11 protein-coding genes and 1 pseudogene are annotated in these 19,056 nt (G+C 43.6%); 9 read left to right on the top strand and 3 right to left on the bottom strand.

Annotation, left to right across the window (positions count from 1 at the left end):
- Positions 1-374: 374 nt before the first annotated feature.
- Entirely contained in the window at positions 375-1,232 is an 858-nt protein-coding gene (locus tag B7725_RS09725) for a 5'-nucleotidase, lipoprotein e(P4) family (protein WP_000703383.1), read from the bottom strand.
- A gap of 365 nt (positions 1,233-1,597) precedes the next feature.
- On the opposite strand from B7725_RS09725, the gene B7725_RS09720 reads away from it, so the two are divergent.
- From B7725_RS09720 to B7725_RS09690, 7 genes are read left to right on the top strand one after another with little or no spacing between them, the layout of a single operon-like run.
- Complete coding sequence (locus tag B7725_RS09720; protein ID WP_084875947.1) at positions 1,598-2,602, top strand: uroporphyrinogen decarboxylase family protein; 1,005 nt, start codon at positions 1,598-1,600, stop codon at positions 2,600-2,602.
- Positions 2,603-2,613: 11 nt separating this feature from the next.
- Positions 2,614-2,817, top strand: coding sequence for a hypothetical protein (locus B7725_RS09715; RefSeq protein WP_000837735.1), 204 nt, complete (start codon positions 2,614-2,616; stop codon positions 2,815-2,817).
- 2 nt (positions 2,818-2,819) lie between these two features.
- Positions 2,820-3,818: a uroporphyrinogen decarboxylase family protein gene (locus B7725_RS09710; RefSeq protein ID WP_084875946.1), complete on the top strand. Its 999-nt coding sequence runs from the start codon at positions 2,820-2,822 to the stop codon at positions 3,816-3,818.
- A gap of 11 nt (positions 3,819-3,829) precedes the next feature.
- Positions 3,830-4,708 carry a transporter substrate-binding domain-containing protein gene (locus B7725_RS09705; protein WP_049478849.1) on the top strand — a complete coding sequence of 293 codons (879 nt, stop codon included), beginning with the start codon at positions 3,830-3,832 and terminating at the stop codon, positions 4,706-4,708.
- 32 nt (positions 4,709-4,740) lie between these two features.
- The gene (locus B7725_RS09700; RefSeq protein WP_000255465.1) at positions 4,741-5,433 is read left to right on the top strand and encodes an amino acid ABC transporter permease; all 693 of its coding nucleotides are present in this window, start codon (positions 4,741-4,743) and stop codon (positions 5,431-5,433) included.
- A 3-nt stretch (positions 5,434-5,436) separates the two neighbouring features.
- Positions 5,437-6,159: an amino acid ABC transporter permease gene (locus B7725_RS09695; RefSeq protein WP_084875944.1), complete on the top strand. Its 723-nt coding sequence runs from the start codon at positions 5,437-5,439 to the stop codon at positions 6,157-6,159.
- Between the two features lie 9 nt (positions 6,160-6,168).
- On the top strand, positions 6,169-6,933 hold the full coding sequence (locus tag B7725_RS09690; protein ID WP_084875943.1) for an amino acid ABC transporter ATP-binding protein: 765 nt from the start codon (positions 6,169-6,171) through the stop codon (positions 6,931-6,933).
- Positions 6,934-7,136: 203 nt separating this feature from the next.
- Here B7725_RS09690 and B7725_RS09680 read toward each other — a convergent pair whose 3' ends face one another.
- Entirely contained in the window at positions 7,137-10,853 is a 3,717-nt protein-coding gene (locus B7725_RS09680) for a pullulanase (protein WP_084875941.1), read from the bottom strand.
- A 442-nt stretch (positions 10,854-11,295) separates the two neighbouring features.
- Between B7725_RS09680 and rpoB the strand changes: the two genes are divergently transcribed.
- Positions 11,296-14,907 (top strand): DNA-directed RNA polymerase subunit beta, encoded by a 3,612-nt coding sequence (rpoB, locus tag B7725_RS09675; RefSeq protein ID WP_084875939.1) that lies wholly within the window; start codon positions 11,296-11,298, stop codon positions 14,905-14,907.
- A gap of 32 nt (positions 14,908-14,939) precedes the next feature.
- Positions 14,940-18,605, top strand: a complete 3,666-nt coding sequence (gene rpoC / locus B7725_RS09670; protein ID WP_000228781.1) for a DNA-directed RNA polymerase subunit beta' — start codon at positions 14,940-14,942, stop codon at positions 18,603-18,605.
- Positions 18,606-18,675: 70 nt separating this feature from the next.
- Here the strand turns inward: rpoC and B7725_RS10170 are convergent.
- Positions 18,676-18,819 (bottom strand): annotated as a pseudogene (locus tag B7725_RS10170) (ISL3 family transposase); the annotation flags it as partial.
- Positions 18,820-19,056 lie beyond the last annotated feature (237 nt).

Below are 19,056 nucleotides of genomic sequence, written 5' to 3'. Positions count from 1 at the left end.
GTGAGCTGTGAGCTGTGAGCTGTGAGCTGTGAGCTGTGAGCTGTGAGCTGTGAGCTGTGAGCTGTGAGCTGTGAGCTGTGAGCTGTGAGCTGTGAGCTGTGATTGCTTTCATACCAATCATTCCTTTACTTTTTGATAGTTCTATTATATCAAAATTTCTAAATTTTGCATATTTGCTTTCCCTGACGAACAGTCATGTATAAACCACTTAGAAAATATGATTTATAGCTACACATATACTAAATGAAGTACATTTTGAATTGGAGAAGTCTGTCCTATTAAAAGACGATTTCCGCTTGAAAATCGTCTTTTTTGATATTCTCTCAAATACGATATTTTGTGGTTGGTGTAAACTGGTATATGGCTCCCTTATTTTATTTATCAAAACCTTGTAAGTTTTTTTGGCGCTCTTCAGTTTGACCCTTGGCATCCAATTTATTACCATTGTAAACAGTGCTTTCCCATGATCCGTACATTGGGTTAGGGAAAATGATGAATTTCTCACCAAACTCTTTTTGTAATTCCTCTAATTTTTGGTCGCGCTCAGTTTCAGAGGTCTTTGAAAACTCTGCAAAGTCCACAAGATTGTCTCCTAGTAGCATGACTAAGTTGGTTTTTTCTTGGACTGCTTGTCTACGACCTTCTTTAGATTTGACGCCTTTTTCTAAGAACATGAGATGATCGCGGCTTTGTACAGGAATCCCTTCATTTTCTAGGTTTTTGATCGTATCATCTACCTGATCTATCGTGCGGTCAGATACATAGTAAATTTGGACACCGTTTTGGTCTGCAAATTGGAGGAAGTCTTTAGCACCTGGTACAGCCTTGGCTGCGGCCTTTTTTACCCAGACATCCCAGTTTTCTGGGGTAAATGCTGTTCCGTCTTTGACATTTTGCGCTTGATAAGGACTGTTGTCTAGTACGGTTTCGTCCAAGTCCAAAACGATAGAGTAGGGTTTATCTGTCTGTGTTTTTAGTAGTTCTTTCAAACGATCAGTAGCGACATTGTAACCTTGTAGATAGAGTGCCTTGGTTTCAGCTGCTTTTTGATACCAAAGGGTTGACATAGTGTTTTCTCTTGAACGCAACTGATCATAGGTCATTGTAACCTGATTATCAGATGTACTACTTTGTGTTGTCTGTGAATTTGCCGAATTTGTGCCACAGCCAGTCAGTAAAATGACGGAAGCAAGTGTAGAAGCAATTGTAATGGTAACTTTGGATATTTTCATAATCCCATCCTCCTAATAATAGTCTATTAATATTGTAGCGTTTTCATGGGATTTGTGCAAGAAAATATTGGAAGAAAATAAATTTTCAGTAGTGATTTGGTATTAGAATAAAATTATGTACTTAATTTTGGAATGAAGATGGATATAAAAAAATCCAATCGGCTTGATAGAAAATCTATATCAGCTTCTTTTTGAAAAATAGATGAAAATAAAGTGAATCTTTGAAAGGCTAGTAACATCAAGCTTTTCAGGGATTTTTTCTTTATAGATATAAAAATTTCCAATCGAGTCGATAGTCAATATATATTGGGAAAAGGGGAAAAGGAGTGGTAAGATGGTTTCAATCCAAATGGAAGGAGAAAGGTATGGCAAGTAAAAGAGATCTAGTCTTTAGAGCGATTCGAGGCGATGAAGTGGAAAGAGTTCCTGTGGGATTTTGGTTTCATTTTGTAACACTCGAAGAAAAGGGGCAAGGATTAAATAATCCACGTATCTTTCAAAAGAGTGTTGAAGGGCATCGCAGCTATGTGGAAAGGATTCGTCCTGATTTTGTCAAAATTATGAGCGATGGTTTTTTCCTTTATCCAAGTAATGTCTATAGTCCTAAGATCGCAAGCATTCGGGAGCTGACTTCTATTGAGTCGATTGGTGAGGGACACCCGTGGATTCAGCAACAGGTGGAAGTGGTACAAGCGATTCGAGAGACCTTTACTGAAGAGATCGCTTCTTTCTACAATATCTTTTCGCCTATCTCCTACCTCAAGCGCTGGTTCCGTACAGAAACTTCACGGGGAGATAAGGAAGTGGCTGATCTATTGCTTGAAAATCCTGAGCGATTCAGAGCTATTCTAGATGTGATTGCAAAAGACATTGCTTCCTTAACTCAGAAAATCATCCAGGAAGGTGGTGTTGACGGGATTTACCTCAGCACCCAGGAAATTCAGGATGAGCGCATCACACCAGCCCTCTATCAAACCTATATCGAACCGAGCAATATAGCGATTTTGGAGGCAGCTAATCAGGTTGGTGGGACCAATATCCTCCATATCTGTGGTTTTGAAGGTGCGAGCAATGATGTGACGATATTTAAGGACTATCCAGCTCAAGTGGTCAATTGGGCGACTCATCATGAGGATGTTAGTTTGACACAGGGTCAAGAGTCGTTTCCAGGCAAGGCCGTTTTAGGTGGATTTGAAAATGGCAAGAAAAGCTTGCTTTATCAAGGTTCCAAGGCGGAATTGCAAAATGAAACAAGACGGTTACTGGCTGAAGCAGGTAGTAAAGGGGTTCTTCTGGGAGCTGACTGTACTGTTCCAGATGACTTTGACTTAGAGAGGTTGGACTGGATTCGGCAGGCAGCGGTTCTCTAAAAGGAGGAGCTATGAAAAGTAAAAGATGGGGCATCTTCATTGCAGTTGTCGGTTTGCTGGCCTTGATCGCCATAAGTGTCGTAAAAAATGGGCACTGCAAAAATGGAGAGAGATGTCGTGGAGTTCAGGATTTTTCCAAGTCCAGTCTCCCCTTTCTACGCTCGAATGATATCGCAAGCAGTTTATTAGTTGAAAAAGTAAGAAATGGAGAATAAGAATGTCAGAAAAAAAAGAATGGGTTTTAAAAGCATTTAAAGGTGAAAAGGTTGATCGTGTGCCAATTGGCTTTTGGCACCATTTCACATCCGAAGACGAATGGCTACACGGTTTCTCAAATCCAGCTATTATCGAGAAGAATATCGAGGGCCATAAGCGCTTTATCCGAGAAGTTCAGCCAGACTTTATCAAACTCATGAGTGATGGCTACTTTGCTTATCCAAATCCAGCGATTGCCAAAGGAAAATCACTTCAAGAATTGGCAACTATTCAACCACTCGGACCAGAGCACGCTTGGATAAAAGAGCAAGTGGACTTGGTTAAGAAAATCAAGCAAGAATTTACAGAAGATATCGTTGCGATTTACAATATTTTTGCTCCTGTGACCTATCTCAAGTGGCTGCTTGGGAAAGTGTCTGGTGGGGATGACCTTATCGCGGACTTTCTGGTGGAAGATCCTAAATCTCTTAAGAAGGTGTTGGATGTGATTGCAGAGGATATTGCGAGTCTCAGCCGAGCTGTCATCGAAGAGGCTGGTGCTGATGGAATCTACCTCAGCGTGCAGAGTATCCAAGATCAACGAGTGTCGGCAGCAGAGTATCAAGCTGTCATTGCACCTAGCGAGATAACTGTTCTGGAAGCGGCTAGTGCTGTTGGTGGCGTCACAGTTCTTCATATCTGTGGCTACGAGGGGGCGCGAAATGATATTCACCTTTTTGCAGACTATACAGCCCAAGTCTTTAACTGGGCTGTAGGACCAGAGGGAATCACTCTCAAGGAAGGTCGTGAGATTTTCAAGGGACGTACGGTTCTTGGAGGATTCGAAAATGGCAAGACAGGCTTGCTGTATACTGGTAGCAAGGATGCCATTCAGGCTGAGGCAAAGAAACTAGTTGCAGAAGCTGGGGAACAGGGCTTGGTACTTGGGGCAGATTGTACCATTCCAAGTGATATCGCAGTTGAATGTATCCAGTGGGTGAGAGAAGCGCTTGAAAACTAAAGGAGAAAAAGATGAGTAAAAAAGCATGGATTATCGGTGGTGTAGCAGTTGTTGCAGTAATTGGGGCAACGATTATCGGGAGAAGTTTAGCTGGCGCTCCAGCCAAGGAGGGAGAAACGGCTTCGTCTGCTGAAGTCATAACCTTGAAGGTTGCCCATACACAAAACTATGTACCTTATGACTTTGTCAATGAAAAAGGAGAATCAGATGGTTATGAAGTAGCTGTTTTGAAGGCTGTTGATGAGAAGTTGGCAAACTATCAATTTGAATATACGGGTACCAGTGATGACGACCTCTTGATTGGTCTGGAATCAGGTAAGTATGACATCGGAACCAAGGGAGCTTGGTACACAGATGAACGAGCTAAAAAGTTTGTCATTCCATCTGAACCAGTCGGAGCGAGCATCATCGGATTTACTGTCAGAAAAGAAGATGAACAGAAATACAAAACCATTGATGACTTTGCTAAGAATAAAGGGAAATTGGTTCCCATCTCTCCACAGAATGCTCAATGGAATGTCATCACTAGCTACAACGAAAAACATCAAGATGCACCAATTGAGCTAACTGCAGCAGAATCCTTTAAGGTGGCAGATGCCTATGCCTGGGTCTTAGAAGGACGTTATGATGCCTTCTTTGATATCAAACTGTCCTTTGAAAAAGCAGTTACCGCAGAAGATGGCCCTTACCACCAATATGCAGATAAACTCAGCTGGTTCCCATATAAGGGCATTCCAACTTATCCCTTGATTCACCGTGATGAAAAGGGTGAGCAATTCGCTAAAGAATACGAAAAAGCAATTAAAGAGTTGAAAGAAGATGGCACGCTTGCTAAGCTATCTCAGCAATACTTTAAAGAAGATGTCTTTAGTTACGTAGACAAAGACTAGACCAGAAATTCTAAGACTAGAAAGGGTTTTGCATGGTTTCTTATGATTTTTCCAAGGTCTTTCAGTTTTTGCCGACCTTATGGCAGGCACTTCCTATGACCTTGTCCATTCTCTTTTTTACCACTCTTCTTGGTTCCCTTTTTGGAGGTCTCTTGGCCTGGGCGCGAGTAGGAGAAGACAAGAGTTTTGCAGCGATTTCCAAAGGCTATATTTTCACCCTTCGTTGTACACCGCCGATTGTCTTGCTTTTTCTAGTCTTTTATGGCTTGCCAGAATTTCTGAAATGGTGGCTTGGTTTGGATATCAACAACTGGTCTAAAACTATTTTTGTTCTCCTGACGATGATTCTCTTGTTTGCGGCTATTGTTGCCGAGGTCTTCAAGGCGGCCTATCAAGCTATTCCAAAGGGGCAGACAGAGGCCGGGCTTAGTATTGGTTTGACTCCAAGTCAGACTTTTTGGAGAATCATTTTTCCCCAAGCTTTTCAGGTTGCTCTTCCCAATATAACGACCGCTATTCTCAATCTCATGCGGGATGCTGCCTTGGCCTATACGATTGGTTTCGTTGATGTTATGGGTGCAGGCAATCTCTTGATCAGTCGCAATTTAGGGAACTACTCGCTGGAAACCTATACGGCAGTTGCGCTTCTTTATTGGGGGATTGCCTTAGTTATTTCTAGCTTGAGTCGTTTGCTTGAGAAGTCTTTGGAAACAAAAGGGAGGTAAGAAATGGATATAGACTATATTGTAAAGACCTTTCTTGAGACCTTGAAGGGTGTGCCAATCACCTTGATTATCATGATTGTGGCTATGGTCTTAAGCTTTTTACCGGCTCTATTTTTGGCCTTGGGGCAGATTTACAAGGTTCGAGGGGTGAGGAGTTTTTCTCTGGTCTATCTGGCGTTTATCCGAGCGACTCCTCCGATTTTATTGATTCTCTTCTTTTATAGTTTGTTTCCAAGTCTGCTGAATCAACTTCTCAAAAGCATAGGAAGCGACTTTGATATTTTCAAGCTTGATCCTCTCTATTATGCCTTTATCATTTATAGTTTGATGACAGTCGGGAGTTTATCGGAGATTTTGCGTTCAGCTATCTTGACGGTGGACAAGGGACAACTAGAGGCGGCGCATGCGATTGGGCTGACTACGACCCAGGCCTATCTAAGGATTGTTTTTCCTCAAGCCCTGCGCTCAGCCTTGCCTAACTTGGCCAATCTGGTGATCAATATCGTCAAAGGGACCTCTCTGGTCTTTGTTATGACTATCAAGGATATCACCGCTATTGCTCGTGTGGAAGCGTCCTACGGTTACCAGTATTTTGAGTCTTATTTTGTGATCTTTTTGCAGTATATTTTGATCTGTGGTTTGATTCAGTGGGGCTTTTCTGTGTTAGAAAAAGGCTATGTGAAAAAAGAAAAGAGAGCGAAAGCATCTAGCGCGCGTTTTGTATAGGAGGACAAGATGTTACAAGTAGAACATATCGCAAAAACATTTGGTGAGAGGCAGGTCCTGGAGGATGTCAATCTCCAGGTCAATCAAGGGGATGTAGTCGTTATCTTAGGACCATCAGGTTCGGGGAAAACGACCTTTCTCCGTTGTCTCAACCACTTAGAAAAAGCTGACAGTGGCCGTTTGACCTTGGCAGGAAAGACCTATGACTTAGCCAAATTAAGCAAGAAAGACATTCTAGAAATTCGCCAAAAAACAGCCTTTGTTTTCCAACACTACAATCTTTTTGCAAACAAAACTGCTCTGGAAAATATTCTAGAAGGTCTAATCGTGGCTCGTAAAGTTCCTAAGGAAGAAGCGCTCAAACGTGCAGAATCTGCCTTGGGAAAAGTTGGTTTACTGGCCTACAAAGACTACTACCCTTCCCAGCTATCTGGAGGGCAACAACAACGAATAGGAATTGCGCGTGCTATTGCCGTCAAGCCAGAGGTCATTTTGCTAGATGAACCAACATCTGCACTAGATCCTGAGTTGGTTGGAGATGTTTTAGATGTTCTGAAACAGTTGGCGGGAGAAGGTGTGACCATGGTGGTCGTCACGCATGAGATGGGATTTGCTAGGGATGTCGCTAACCACGTTATTTTCATGGACGGAGGCCGTATCGTAGAGGAGAATAACCCCCACGACTTCTTTGGTCGTCCGCAGGAAGAACGTACCAAGCAGTTCTTAGCTCGTATCTTATCAGATGCCACCTATAGCGTAGAATATATGATTTAATAGATAAGTGTATCATAAAAACAACACCCCATGACTAGAAGATTCTTCTAACCATGGGGTGTTTTCTCTATAGGAGGGCTAGGTTATACTCTTCGAAAATCTCTTTAAACCAGGTCAGCTTTGCCTTATCAACAACCTCAAAGCGGTGCTTTGAGCAGTCCTGTGGCTAGCTTTCTAGTTTATTCTTTGATTTTCATTGAGTATTAGTTCTTTTTCTTGTTTTTTATCAACCATCCAAGTCCGAGAAGGGCAAGGAGACTGAATCCAGCAAGGGCAAGAAGGGATTTATTCTCAGTTCCTGTGTTTGGAAGGAGTTTTTGAGAAAGAGTCTCTGTAGTAGTTTCTTGAGTTTCAGGATTGGCTGCTAGGCTTTGAGCTTGACCTTGTTCTGGTTCAACTTCCAAGCTAGAAAGATCAAATTCTGGTTTTTCTTCCACAGCTGGAGCGACGATGGCACCACCTTGAGACAAGCGGAGAATAACGGCAGTGAGAGCGTTCAATTTCAAGCCTTTTTCAGTCCATTCGAGACCTTGAGGGTTAGCGATTCCTACTGGTCCGGCTTGGTTTTCATCTGCGAGAACTTCGGCCTTTCTCAAGTGAGCAAAGGCAGTTCCTAAGTTGAATTCGCGAGCCTTATCATCTGCATTGACAAAGACTGCGTAGATATCTCCATTCGGAGCAGTGATTTGGTAGCCGATGACTACATCTTCTTTTTCAACACCATTTTGTCCTGGGACAGTAATGAGTTGGACGCGCTCTTTGATATCTTGTAGACTCTTGAGTCGGAAGGCGTCTGTAGATTGACGAAGAGCAATCAATCCTTTCATGTAGTCACGGCTCTTGACATTTTCAGGATATGCTTTCCTATCTGTAGCCTTGGTCCAATCAAACTTGTTGACGGCATCACTAGAGTCGTAAGAGTCATGGATAAAGTAAGGATAGACAAATGGCTTGCCGTCCTTGTCGCGCAACAAGTGAGACTTGTTTGGAACCTTATCTTCAGGAACAGGAGTCTTGTAGGCTGGGTCAAGGAATTGTTTGGTACGTCCATATTCCTGACCAGAGTGGATAAACGGAGTTCCTTGAGCAGTCAAGACCATGAGGTTTCCAAGTCGCAAACGGCGATGGATCTCAGCGTAGTTTTCCGCCTTGCTTGGGTCTTTTTTGATAGACTGGGCAATGATGTCAAAGAGTGTCAAGTTATCATGGGCTGCGATATACTGGATAACATCTCCAGGATTGTCAGCCTCAAAGTTAGTTGGTTGGGCAATGAGATTTTTAAAGATGGTATTGATATCTCGTTTGCCACCTGTGATAAAGGCAGGCTGCCCTTCGTTTGGATAGCCAGACTTGAGGTTGTTACGGATGTCGTCTGAAAAGACAGCGACAGTATCTGTTTTCTTCATCCAATCTTGGTCAGCAGGTTGTACAGGCGTATTTTCATCGCCAGTATAGGTTCTCCAGCCTTCACCTAGCATGATAAGATTTGGATTGAGGGCGCGTGCAGCCTTGTAAGCTTCTTCAATAGAAGCTGCATCGTGATCTCCCATCATATCGAAACGGAAACCATCTACTTTGTAGGTTTCAACCAGATACTTGATAGAGTCTACCAAGACACGTTTAGACATGTAGTGGGTTGTTCCCAAACGGCCGCCTCCGAAGCTAGTACGTGGAGTTCCGTCTGCGTCCATAAAGTGATAGTAGTTTGGCTCAATATCTTCAAAAATATCAACATTGGCAGTATGGTTGTAGACCACATCCAAGATAGCCCCCATGCCACGTTTGTGGATTTCGTTGATGAGGTTTTTGAATTCGGCAATTCGTTTTTCTGGATCCTTAGGATCGCTTGAGTACATACCAGTCAAGGAGAAGTAGTTTTGAGGGTCATATCCCCAGTTGTAATTGCTGTTGCTTGAAGCGTAGGCAGACAAACGTTCATGGTTTTTTAATTCATTGACAAAGTAGTAAGACAAGACTGGAAGGAGCTGGATGTGGGTCACACCCAAGTCTTTGAGATAGTCTAATTTTTCGATAAAGGCTTCAAAGGTACCAAATGGCTTGGTCAAGTCTTTTGCGATGGCAGGATCCGAAGTGAAGTCACGAACATGGGCTTCATAGATGACAGCATCTTCGCGCGATTTGAAGTTGCGAATCTTCCCATAGGTCAAGTCTTGCGGTCCTAGTTTGGATGGGTCGACAAAGGCAGCTTTAGCGACCTTATGAGCGGCATCTGTTTTTGCTAGGTCACTGTTCCAAGCTGCTAGTGACTTGGCATAAGGGTCAAGAACGAGAACGGTTTTACCTTGGCGCTCGATTTGGTAGTGGTAGTAGTAGCCAGTGTAGTTGCTAATACCGAGACCCGAGTTTGCATCTAGAGTTTGTTTCCAGGTTCCTTTTTCTCCTTTTTCAAGGGCGACAGTTCCGACTACCTTTTCAGGGTCTTTCTTGTCATAGACGACAACGGAAACCTTATCAGCACTTGGAGACCAGAGGGTGAGATCAACCCGCTTGCCATCTTCTTTTAGAGTTGCGCCGAGTGGACCGTCGTAACTGTAGGACTCATCCTTGAGGCGCCAGCTTGAACGTGTGGTAAATCGGTCTGAATTGTAGCTGACAGTGTACGGGTGTTGAGTGTCAGAGAAGTCGCCGATATAGGTCACTTTTTTACCTGCCTCATCCACTTCCACATCTGTGATAGCTACTTTATTCCCTTGGTAATCAGTGATGCTGGAGTGTTTGAGGATATCGTCTTTCTTAGCTCCAACTAGGGTAGAAAAGCTGCTTTCGATACGAGACTTAGCCACGTGTTGGGCACCAGTCATGCGGATATCGTGCACATAGTAGGGGTTAGTGTAGATGGTTTCATCATCATCTTTAAGGAAGATTTGGCTGTGATTTTTTAGATCAGTGAATTTATAATCTTCTTTTCTGATTTTCACATCATCGCCTTTCTTGCTTTCGTCTAGTAATAAAAATCCAAATTCTCTTGCAGCTTCATTGAGTGGAATGTCAATGTAACGGCCATGTTTTCCAGTTGCAGTGAAGTCTGTTCCGTCAGGCCATTCTCCACTGCTTGGATTCTTGACATCGCCCCAATACCAGAGAGATTTTTTGTCATAGTTGCCATCGGTGCGATAGTAGTTGACACGGACAGTTCCTGCTGGTTGAGGACGGTAGTTGTATACCTTGTAGTTTTCATCTAGCCAGGCCTCGTTCATTTTTGGAGAGAGGCGCTCTACCGAACGGTCCCCTGTCAGGTTATCCCCCTTGGTATTGTTGATAAGGAAGCTGACTTTCTTGGCTTGCTCATTTTTGAGTTTGACATCTAGATAATAGCCGTAGTCATCTTGCTTGGCATCCTTGAAGGACTTGGCTCCATTGGGCCAGTTTTCAGAAGGTTTTTCAACATCGTCCCAAGTCCAAAGACCTTGGGAATCCTTGTTTTCCTCAGGAAGTTTTTTCACATGAATGCGGAAGTAGTTGTCTTCGATTGGTTCTTCAGAACTAGTGTCTGCTTGTGGTTTTTGATCAGAACTTGGCGTCGAAGTGCTAGTATCTACTTTCTCTTCTTTGCTGTTGGGCTGGCTTGTAGTAGCGTCTTCTTTTTTAGGTGTTTCAGCTGCTAGAGCAGTGTCAGTTGCTAGGGCTTCCTTTTTATTGTCAAGGGAAGCGTTTGCATTCTTTTGTTCAGAAATAGGCGTTTCCTTTTGAGTTTGACTCGTTTCAGTCTCAGTAGGGGCCTTGGTCACAGCGCTAGTATTTTCCTGAGTTTGAGGAAGGTTTTCGTTAGCTGAAATAGTTGGCATTGCAGCAGAAAGCAAGACAATGCTGGCACCAATAAGGATAGAACCAGCTCCGTTCTTCAAGGAACGGATACCATAAATCATTTTTTTCTCAGTTTGAGATGGGATCTTTTTCATCACAATTCTCCTTGTGTAGTTGTTCCCTAACAGTATAGCACGAGGTAAACATTAGTGCAAGCGTTTTCCTAGTTTTGAAGAGAAAATATAATGCTTCATTCTCTTGAAATTTTAAAATAATATATAGGAAAAGATTGTTTAAAAAGTAGTAAAAAAACCTTGAAAAATCTGGCTAAATAAGGTATAATATGAGTAATCATTTGTCGTAGGTTTTGTCTGAAATATTGTCCAGACAAGGCTCACAGCAGTTAAATCTTCTGAAAAAGTCAGATTTAGCTGCTCTTTTTGTGCTTTTTTTCAGGTTTTTGAGTGCTTGTAACAAAGATTTAAAGATTCTGAAAATTTGTCAAAGGGACACGGTGATAGGGGTTTTTAAAACCATATGACGATTAGAAAAGCCTGATTGACAAGGCTTGGAATTTATTTACAAAGGAGAATCATCTTGGCAGGACATGACGTTCAATACGGGAAACATCGTACCCGTCGTAGTTTTTCAAGAATCAAAGAAGTTCTTGACTTACCAAATTTGATTGAAATTCAAACGGATTCATTCAAAGATTTCCTAGACCACGGACTTAAGGAAGTATTTGAAGATGTATTGCCAATTTCAAACTTCACAGACACAATGGAGTTGGAATTTGTTGGCTATGAAATCAAGGAACCAAAATATACGCTCGAAGAAGCTCGTATCCACGATGCTAGCTACTCAGCACCAATTTTTGTAACCTTCCGCTTGATTAATAAAGAAACAGGCGAAATCAAGACTCAAGAAGTCTTCTTTGGTGATTTCCCAATCATGACTGAGATGGGTACTTTCATCATCAATGGTGGTGAACGTATTATCGTTTCTCAGTTGGTTCGCTCACCAGGTGTTTACTTTAATGACAAAGTAGACAAGAACGGTAAAGTGGGTTACGGTTCTACTGTTATCCCTAACCGTGGAGCTTGGTTGGAACTTGAAAGCGACTCAAAAGACATCGCTTATACTCGTATCGACCGTACTCGTAAGATTCCATTTACGACCTTGGTTCGTGCGCTTGGTTTCTCAGGTGATGATGAAATCTTTGATATCTTTGGTGATAGCGAATTGGTTCGCAATACTGTTGAAAAAGATATCCACAAGAATCCAATGGACTCTCGTACAGACGAAGCCTTGAAAGAAATTTACGAACGCCTTCGTCCAGGTGAGCCTAAAACTGCTGAAAGCTCACGTAGCTTGCTTGTGGCACGTTTCTTTGATCCACGTCGCTATGACTTAGCAGCCGTTGGTCGATACAAGATTAATAAAAAATTGAACATCAAAACACGCTTGCTCAACCAAACCATCGCTGAGCCATTGGTAGATCCTGAAACGGGTGAAATCTTGGTAGAAGCTGGTACCGCTATGACTCGTAGCGTGATCGAAAGTATCGAGAGCCACTTGGATGGCGACTTGAACAAGATCGTTTATATTCCAAACGATGCAGCTGTTCTGACAGAACCAGTTGTCCTTCAAAAATTCAAGGTTGTTGCCCCAACGGACCCAGACCGTGTCGTAACCATCATCGGAAATGCCAATCCAGATGACAAGGTTCGTGTTGTAACTCCTGCGGATATCCTTGCAGAGATGAGCTACTTCCTCAACTTGGCAGAAGGTATCGGACGTGTGGATGATATCGACCACCTTGGAAACCGTCGTATCCGTGCAGTTGGTGAATTGCTTGCAAACCAAGTACGTCTTGGACTTTCTCGTATGGAACGTAACGTCCGTGAACGTATGTCTGTTCAGGACAATGAAGTTTTGACACCGCAACAAATTATCAACATCCGCCCTGTGACAGCTGCGATCAAAGAATTCTTTGGTTCCTCACAATTGTCCCAGTTCATGGACCAACACAACCCACTTTCTGAGTTGTCTCACAAACGTCGTTTGTCAGCCTTAGGGCCTGGTGGTTTGACTCGTGACCGTGCTGGATATGAAGTCCGTGACGTGCACTACACTCACTATGGTCGTATGTGTCCAATCGAGACACCTGAAGGACCTAACATCGGTTTGATCAATAACTTGTCATCTTACGGGCACTTGAATAAGTATGGATTTGTTCAAACACCATACCGTAAGGTTGACCGTGAAACAGGTGTTGTTACGAATGAAATCGTTTGGTTGACAGCCGATGAAGAAGATGAATTTACTGTAGCACAGGCTAACTCTCGTCTTAATGAAGATGGTACTTTTGCTGAGAAGGTTGTCATGGGACGTCACCAAGGGGTCAACCAAGAGTACCCAGCAGAAGTAGTTGACTACATGGACGTTTCACCAAAACAGGTAGTTGCCGTTGCGACTGCATGTATTCCTTTCTTGGAAAACGATGACTCCAACCGTGCCCTCATGGGTGCCAACATGCAACGTCAGGCTGTGCCATTGATTGATCCAAAAGCACCTTACGTTGGTACTGGTATGGAATACCAAGCAGCCCATGACTCTGGAGCAGCTGTGATTGCTCAGCATGATGGTAAAGTTACCTACGCAGATGCGGACAAGGTAGAAGTTCGCCGTGAAGATGGTTCCCTAGATGTTTACCACATTCAAAAATTCCGCCGTTCAAACTCAGGTACTGCCTACAACCAACGTACCCTCGTTAAAGTTGGTGATGTCGTTGAAAAAGGCGACTTTATCGCTGACGGACCTTCTATGGAAAATGGAGAAATGGCGCTTGGACAAAACCCAATCGTTGCCTACATGACTTGGGAAGGTTACAACTTCGAAGATGCCGTTATCATGAGCGAACGCTTAGTCAAAGACGATGTCTACACATCTGTCCACCTCGAAGAATACGAATCAGAAACGCGTGATACAAAGCTTGGGCCTGAAGAAATTACTCGTGAAATTCCAAACGTTGGGGAAGATGCCCTTAAAAACCTTGACGAAATGGGAATTATCCGTATTGGTGCCGAAGTTAAAGAAGGCGATATTCTTGTAGGTAAAGTCACACCTAAGGGTGAAAAAGACCTTTCAGCTGAAGAACGTCTCTTGCACGCTATCTTCGGAGACAAGTCTCGTGAAGTGCGTGACACTTCTCTCCGTGTACCTCACGGTGCTGATGGTGTCGTTCGTGATGTTAAGATCTTTACACGTGCAAATGGAGATGAGTTGCAATCAGGTGTTAACATGCTGGTTCGCGTCTACATCGCTCAAAAACGTAAGATCAAGGTCGGAGATAAGATGGCCGGACGTCACGGAAACAAAGGGGTTGTCTCTCGTATCGTTCCTGTAGAAGACATGCCTTACCTTCCAGATGGAACTCCAGTCGATATCATGTTGAACCCACTTGGGGTGCCATCACGTATGAATATCGGTCAGGTTATGGAGCTCCACCTTGGTATGGCAGCCCGTACTCTTGGTATCCACATCGCAACACCAGTCTTTGACGGAGCAAGTTCTGAAGACCTTTGGTCAACCGTTAAAGAAGCAGGTATGGACAGCGATGCTAAAACAATCCTTTACGATGGCCGTACAGGTGAGCCGTTTGACAACCGTGTATCAGTTGGTGTCATGTACATGATCAAACTCCACCACATGGTTGATGATAAATTGCACGCGCGTTCAGTCGGACCATACTCAACCGTTACCCAACAACCACTCGGAGGTAAAGCTCAGTTTGGTGGACAACGTTTCGGTGAGATGGAGGTTTGGGCCCTTGAAGCCTACGGTGCGTCAAATGTCCTTCAAGAAATCTTGACTTACAAGTCTGACGATATCAACGGACGTTTGAAAGCTTATGAAGCTATTACAAAAGGAAAACCAATTCCAAAACCAGGTGTTCCAGAATCCTTCCGAGTTCTTGTCAAAGAATTGCAATCTCTTGGTCTTGACATGCGTGTTCTTGACGAAGATGACCAAGAAGTGGAACTTCGCGACTTGGATGAAGGAATGGACGAAGATGTCATCCACGTAGATGACCTTGAAAAAGCCCGCGAAAAAGCAGCCCAAGAGGCTAAAGCAGCCTTTGAAGCTGAAGAAGCAGAGAAAGCAACAAAAGCGGAAGCAACAGAAGAAACTGCTGAACAAGAATAAGCAGTTCACTTAGAATAGAAAGGGAAGAAATAGTGGTTGATGTAAATCGTTTTAAAAGTATGCAAATCACCCTAGCTTCTCCAAGCAAAGTCCGTTCATGGTCTTATGGAGAAGTCAAAAAACCTGAAACAATCAATTACCGTACGTTGAAACCAGAACGTGAAGGACTCTTTGACGAAGTCATCTTTGGTCCTACAAAAGACTGGGAATGTGCTTGTGGTAAGTACAAACGCATTCGTTACAGAGGGATTGTTTGTGACCGTTGTGGGGTTGAAGTAACGCGTACAAAAGTTCGTCGTGAGCGTATGGGGCACATCGAGTTGAAAGCTCCTGTATCTCACATCTGGTATTTCAAGGGGATTCCAAGCCGTATGGGCTTGACCCTTGATATGAGCCCTCGTGCCCTCGAGGAAGTTATCTACTTTGCGGCTTATGTGGTGATTGATCCTAAGGATACACCACTTGAGCACAAGTCTATCATGACAGAGCGCGAATACCGTGAGCGCTTGCGTGAGTATGGCTATGGATCATTCGTTGCCAAGATGGGTGCCGAAGCCATTCAAGACCTTTTGAAACAAGTAGATCTTGAAAAAGAAATTGCTGAACTCAAAGAAGAGTTGAAAACAGCTACTGGACAAAAACGTGTCAAAGCTATCCGTCGTTTGGATGTTTTGGATGCCTTTTACAAGTCTGGGAACAAACCTGAATGGATGGTTCTTAACATCCTCCCAGTTATTCCACCAGATCTCCGTCCAATGTTGCAGTTGGATGGTGGCCGTTTTGCCTCATCTGACTTGAACGACCTTTACCGCCGTGTTATCAACCGTAACAACCGTTTGGCTCGTTTGCTTGAGTTGAATGCACCTGGTATCATCGTTCAAAATGAGAAGCGTATGCTTCAAGAAGCGGTTGACGCTTTGATTGACAATGGTCGTCGTGGTCGTCCAATCACAGGACCAGGTAGCCGTCCACTCAAATCATTGAGCCACATGCTCAAAGGTAAACAAGGACGCTTCCGTCAAAACTTGCTCGGTAAACGTGTTGACTTCTCAGGACGTTCCGTTATCGCTGTTGGTCCAACTCTTAAGATGTACCAATGTGGTGTGCCACGCGAAATGGCGATCGAGCTCTTTAAACCATTTGTGATGCGTGAAATCGTTGCCCGTGACATCGTGCAAAACGTTAAAGCGGCTAAACGCTTGGTAGAACGTGGAGATGAACGTATCTGGGATATCCTCGAAGAAGTAATCAAAGAACACCCAGTCCTTTTGAACCGCGCACCGACCCTTCACCGTTTGGGTATCCAAGCCTTCGAGCCAGTCTTGATCGATGGTAAGGCCCTTCGTTTGCACCCGCTTGTCTGTGAAGCCTACAATGCCGACTTTGACGGGGACCAAATGGCCATCCACGTACCGCTTTCAGAAGAGGCTCAAGCAGAAGCTCGTATCCTCATGCTCGCTGCTGAGCACATCTTGAACCCGAAAGATGGTAAACCAGTTGTTACCCCATCTCAGGACATGGTTTTGGGTAACTACTACTTGACGATGGAAGAAGCTGGTCGTGAAGGTGAAGGAATGGTCTTCAAAGACCGTGACGAAGCTGTCATGGCTTACCGCAATGGCTATGTTCACCTCCACTCACGTGTTGGTATCGCGACAGACAGCCTCAATAAACCATGGACAGAAGAGCAAAAACACAAGGTCTTGCTTACAACAGTTGGTAAAATCCTCTTCAACGACATCATGCCAGAGGGTCTACCTTACTTGCAAGAACCAAATAATGCGAACTTGACAGAAGGGCTCCCAGCTAAGTACTTCTTGCCACTAGGTGGCGATATCAAGGAAGCCATTCGCAACCTTGAACTCAATCCTCCATTCAAGAAGAAAAACCTTGGAAATATCATCGCTGAGATTTTCAAACGTTTCCGTACAACAGAAACTTCCGCATTCTTGGACCGATTGAAAGACTTAGGCTACCATCATTCAACACTTGCTGGATTGACAGTGGGGATTGCTGATATCCCAGTGGTTGAAGACAAGGCTGAAATCATCGAAGAATCTCATAAGCGTGTAGAACAAATCACAAAACAGTTCCGTCGTGGTTTGATCACTGATGATGAACGTTACAATGCCGTTACAGCTGAATGGCGTGCAGCTCGTGAGAAATTGGAAAAACGCTTGGTTGATAATCAAGATCCGAAGAACCCAATCGTTATGATGATGGACTCAGGAGCCCGTGGTAACATCTCGAACTTCTCACAACTTGCCGGTATGCGTGGTCTGATGGCCGCTCCGAACGGACGTATCATGGAATTGCCAATCCTTTCAAACTTCCGCGAAGGTTTGTCAGTACTCGAAATGTTCTTCTCAACTCACGGTGCCCGTAAAGGTATGACCGATACGGCCCTTAAGACAGCCGACTCAGGTTACTTGACTCGTCGTTTGGTTGACGTCGCCCAAGACGTTATCATCCGTGAGGACGACTGTGGAACAGACCGTGGTCTCTTGATCCGCTCTATCGCAGAAGGAAAAGAGATGATCGAGTCTCTCGAAGAACGTCTCAATGGTCGTTACACTAAGAAAACTGTTAAACACCCAGAAACTGGCGAAGTTATCATTGGTCCAAATGAGTTGATTACAGAAGACAAGGCGCGCGAGATTGTCAATGCTGGTGTGGAAGAAGTGACTATCCGTTCCGTATTTACATGTAACACTCGTCATGGTGTCTGCCGTCACTGTTACGGTATCAACTTGGCGACTGGTGATGCGGTTGAAGTTGGTGAAGCAGTTGGTACAATCGCTGCCCAATCTATCGGGGAACCTGGTACACAACTTACAATGCGTACCTTCCACACGGGTGGAGTTGCCTCAAATACCGATATCACTCAAGGTCTTCCTCGTGTCCAAGAAATCTTTGAAGCCCGCAATCCAAAAGGGGAAGCGGTCATCACAGAGGTCAAGGGACAAGTTACCGCCATTGAAGAAGACGCGTCAACTCGTACGAAGAAAGTCTTTGTTAAGGGTGAAACTGGCGAAGGTGAATACGTCGTTCCATTTACAGCACGTATGCGTGTTGAAGTTGGAGACCAAGTTTCTCGTGGTGCAGCATTGACAGAGGGTTCTATCCAACCAAAACATCTCCTTGCTGTTCGTGATGTCTTGTCAGTTGAAACTTACCTTCTCGGTGAAGTCCAAAAAGTTTACCGTAGTCAAGGGGTAGAAATCGGTGACAAACACATCGAGGTTATGGTTCGTCAAATGATCCGTAAAGTCCGTGTCATGGATCCAGGTGATACAGATCTTCTCATGGGTACCCTTTTAGACATTAACGATTTTACAGATGCTAATAAAGATGTCCTTATCGCAGGTGGGGTTCCAGCGACTGGTCGCCCAGTTCTTATGGGAATTACCAAAGCCTCACTTGAAACAAACAGTTTCTTGTCAGCGGCTTCCTTCCAGGAAACAACTCGTGTCCTTACAGATGCGGCCATCCGTGGTAAGAAAGACCATCTCCTTGGACTCAAGGAAAATGTTATTATTGGTAAGATCATCCCAGCAGGTACTGGTATGGCTCGCTACCGTAATCTTGAACCACAGGCAATCAATGACGCAGAATATCTGGCTCCTGAACAAGAAAAGACAGAACTTGCTCCAGTAGATGAAACTGTGGAAATCCAATCTGAAGAAACTGTAGAATAAAAGTAAATAAGAGAACCTTCGGGTTCTCTTTTGTTTGGCCTCTTTTTCAACTGTAGTGGGCAACATATAACTAAGCACGAGAGAGAATCATATTGGTTCTTTCTTTTGTAATGTTGAAAGCGACAAGAATTTTAGTTTTAATGTTTTTAAAGTTTCAAAAATCGAATGCATGACGTCTCATGTTCTTGACGAGCGTGTTGGTCACCTCCAATTTTATTTCGAGCAATTCTGTGGTGCTTTCATTATAGTTTTTCTGCTACTTTTTGTCTGTGTTTAAAAAGCTCCATAATATCTGAGGAGATGTTATCCACTACAAATATTATAGAGCTAAAATGAATGAAAAAGGTAGATTTTTCAAACTGTTCTTGGTATAATATTCAATGCTTAAACTGCTATAGATATGCTATATTTATAGGCATTTAATTACTATCTAAAAATAATTTTTTATTTT

Source organism: Streptococcus oralis subsp. tigurinus (genome assembly GCF_002096275.1).
GTDB lineage: Bacteria > Bacillota > Bacilli > Lactobacillales > Streptococcaceae > Streptococcus > Streptococcus oralis_CN.
This window is presented reverse-complemented; position numbering and strand designations above follow the sequence as displayed.

Excerpts from the sequence above, each read along its gene's own strand:
- B7725_RS09725 (WP_000703383.1), bottom strand. The coding sequence starts at position 1,232 with ATGAAAATATCCAAAGTTACCATTACAATTGCTTCTACACTTGCTTCC.
- B7725_RS09720 (WP_084875947.1), top strand. The coding sequence starts at position 1,598 with ATGGCAAGTAAAAGAGATCTAGTCTTTAGAGCGATTCGAGGCGATGAA.
- B7725_RS09715 (WP_000837735.1), top strand. The coding sequence starts at position 2,614 with ATGAAAAGTAAAAGATGGGGCATCTTCATTGCAGTTGTCGGTTTGCTG.
- B7725_RS09710 (WP_084875946.1), top strand. The coding sequence starts at position 2,820 with ATGTCAGAAAAAAAAGAATGGGTTTTAAAAGCATTTAAAGGTGAAAAG.
- B7725_RS09705 (WP_049478849.1), top strand. The coding sequence starts at position 3,830 with ATGAGTAAAAAAGCATGGATTATCGGTGGTGTAGCAGTTGTTGCAGTA.
- B7725_RS09700 (WP_000255465.1), top strand. The coding sequence starts at position 4,741 with ATGGTTTCTTATGATTTTTCCAAGGTCTTTCAGTTTTTGCCGACCTTA.
- B7725_RS09695 (WP_084875944.1), top strand. The coding sequence starts at position 5,437 with ATGGATATAGACTATATTGTAAAGACCTTTCTTGAGACCTTGAAGGGT.
- B7725_RS09690 (WP_084875943.1), top strand. The coding sequence starts at position 6,169 with ATGTTACAAGTAGAACATATCGCAAAAACATTTGGTGAGAGGCAGGTC.
- B7725_RS09680 (WP_084875941.1), bottom strand. The coding sequence starts at position 10,853 with ATGAAAAAGATCCCATCTCAAACTGAGAAAAAAATGATTTATGGTATC.